The 2960-nt window shown below is 69.3% G+C and carries 2 protein-coding genes; both read right to left on the minus strand.

What is annotated here, in order from left to right:
• The coding region (locus VB738_RS16415; protein ID WP_323306759.1) for an acyltransferase family protein at positions 1 to 2024 on the minus strand (2024 nt) is incomplete at its 3' end.
• Positions 2024 to 2960 (minus strand): SGNH hydrolase domain-containing protein (locus VB738_RS16420; RefSeq protein ID WP_323306760.1); only part of this gene is annotated, 937 nt, incomplete at its 5' end. The genes VB738_RS16415 and VB738_RS16420, both read right to left, overlap by 1 nt.

Below are 2960 nucleotides of genomic sequence, written 5' to 3' on the forward strand. Positions count from 1 at the left end.
TTGTCGGCGAACAGGGGGGTGCCGTCGGGACGGCGATCCAGCACCCTGCCATCCGCCCCCACCAGGTAGGGGGTGGGGTCGAAGACGTGGACATTGGGCAGGCCCGCCGCCGCTGCCTCGAGGGTGTCACGGACCGTTCGCTGCATGGCCGCCGTCACGGCGGGCTCGGGCGCGCAGCTCACGGCCGGGCCGGTGGAGCGGCGGCATTCCAGCGGCTTGCGGGCCAGCATCGGACTGTCCACCACCAGCACCAGCTGGATGCCACGGGCGGCGAGCCGCTGGGCGTAGGCCCGCAGGTTGGCCACGTGGCGCGCCCTGGCCTGGGCGGGGGTGAGGCGGCGGTCGCCGTCCATGACGTTGGCCTCGCTGGGGGTGCCGGCGGGGGTGACATCGCCCACGTAGTAGTTGAGCCAGGAGGAGAGCACCACGACATCGCCGCGCCTGAGGCGTTCCAGGGAGCGCTCCATCTCGCCGACCACGAAGTCGCGGCAGGGGCCGTAGCTCTTGTTGCCCCAGCTCATCAGCAGGGTGGGGTCGGTGAAGCAGGCCATCTGGTAGGTGAAGCTGATCCGCTGGCCGGTGCGGGCGGTCACCGCGTCCAGCATCGGCAGCAGGTGCAGGGCATGGGAATCGCCCAGCAGGAAGATCTCGCCGGCGCCGGGTCGGCCGGGACGGCCGCAGCGCTCGAAATCGATCCGGGTGGTGTCGTTGTAAGGCTGGCCGTAGACGAGGCTGCAGCCGCTGCCGATGCCCGTACCGGGGATCTGCAGGTTCTGGATGCGCTCGCTGCGGGGCACGGGATCCCGGTCGGTGCCGAGGAACAGGCGGTCCCGCAGGCCGTTCTGCAGGGCATCGATGCCGATCCACAGGCCCCCCACCGCCAGCAGCGCCAGCAACGTCTCCCACCACCACTTCAGCGGATAGCGGCGCACCGGCTGCTCCACCAGCCCGTACGCCGCCACCGCCAGCACCACGCTCCCCGCCACCGCCACCACGTACTGCCACCACGTCTCCATCCCCCACGTCCAACGCAGCAGCACGATCACCGGCCAGTGCCACAGGTACAGCGAATACGACAGCAGCCCGCACGTCAGCAGAAACCGCTCCAGCCACCGCCCCGGCAGGAATCTCCCCCCCTCCCCAGGGCCCGCCTGCAGCACCAGCAAGGTCCCCACCACCGCCGGCAGCACGCCCGGCACCGGAAAACCCTCACGCTCCGACGTCATCACCACCGCCCACAGCAGCAGCGCCGCCCCCACCAGCCGTGGCCAACGCCCCTGCAGCCACGCCGCACCCAGCAGGCCCCGCCGTTGCGCCACCAGCAGCAGTGAGCCGATCGTCAGTTCCCACAGCCGGCTCGGCATCAGGAAGAACGCCGCCATCGGTGCGCTCTGCGTCCACCACCAACTCGCACCCAGCGACAGCACGATCAGCGCCGCCAGCAGCGGCACGCTCCGCCGCACCCCATAGCCGATCCCCACCAGCAGCAGCGGATACACCAGATAGAACTGCTGCTCCACACCCAGCGACCAGGTGTGCAGGAACGGGTTCAGATCCGCGTCGGGATTGAAGTAATCGATCTGGCCCATCAGGTAGTTGTTCGACCAGCCGAACAACGCCTTGATCGCGGTCATGAAGTAGGGCCCGTTCTCGCCGGGTGGAACCCAGAGGGCCACCGCCAGGCTCGTCACCCCCAGGCACACCAGCAGGTTCGGCAGCAGACGCCGCACACGCCGCAGATAGAACGTCCCCAGACGCGGCCACAGCGGCTTGCTGGCCTGCCCCAGCAGCGAGCCCATCACCACGTAGCCCGAGATCACGAAGAAGACATCCACCCCCGTGAACCCACCCGGCAGCCAGCCCTTGTTCAGGTGGAACACCAGCACCGCCAGCATCGCCGCACCCCGCAGCGCGTCGATGTCCGGCCGGTAGGCAAAGCCCCCTCCCTTCCCGCCCCCGCCGCTCGCCGGGACGCTCGCCGCTGCGGCGGCTCCGCTGCTCGTGACGGCGGGGGCCACAGCCATCAGCGCCCCCCCGGGATCAGGCCCGCCTGCGACAGGAAACGCTCGAACGGCGCCGCCAGCGAGCGGCTGCCACTGACGCTGAGGTGGTGGGAATCGGAGTAGATGATCTTGCCCAGGTCATTGCGATAGCGCACCCGGCCATCCGGGCCCAGCAGATAGGGGGTGGGGTCGAACACATGCACATTCGGCAGGCCCGCCGCCGCCGCCTCCAGGGTGAGGCGCACCGCCAGCTGGCTGGAGGCCGTGAGGGCAGGATCAGGGGCGCAGCTGCTGGCGGAATCCTTCGGACAGGCCACGATCTCACGGGCGAGGGTGGGATTGTCGACCACCAGGACCAGCTGGATGCCCCGGGCCGCCAGACGCTGGGCAAAGGCCCGCATGCTGAGAATGTGGGCCTGGCGCACCTCGGCGACGTTAAGCCGCCGGCCTGAGAGGTAAGCCGGCTGCCCCTGGCTGGTGCCACCGGCGTCGGCGCTGCTCAGGTAGTTGTTGAGGTTGCTGGAGATCATGACGATGTCTCCCGGCTTGAGACGTTCGAGAGCCCGCTCCATCTCCCCGGCGGCGAAATCGGTGCAGGGCTTGTAGGGCCGGTTGTTCAGGAACAGCGTGAGCTGGGGATCAATGAAGCAGGAGCGCTTGTTGGTGAAGCTGATGCGCTGGCCGGTGGCGGCGGTGACCAGGTCGAGCATCGGCAGCAGGTGCTCGGCGTGGGAATCGCCCAGCAGGAAGATCTCCCCGGCCCCGGGCCGACCGGGCTTGCTGCAGCGTTCGAAATCGGACCGGCTGGCGGGGCTGTAGGGGGTCCAGTAGGGAATGGTGCAGTTCTGATCGATCCGGGTGCCGGGCAGGGTGGGATTCCACTCCTGCACCCGTTCGTGCAGGGGGACCGGATCCCGGTCGGTGCCGATGAAGAAGCGGCCGCGTACGGAATAGTGC

Source organism: Cyanobium gracile UHCC 0139 (assembly GCF_034931325.1).
GTDB classification, from domain to species: Bacteria; Cyanobacteriota; Cyanobacteriia; order PCC-6307; family Cyanobiaceae; genus Cyanobium; species Cyanobium gracile_B.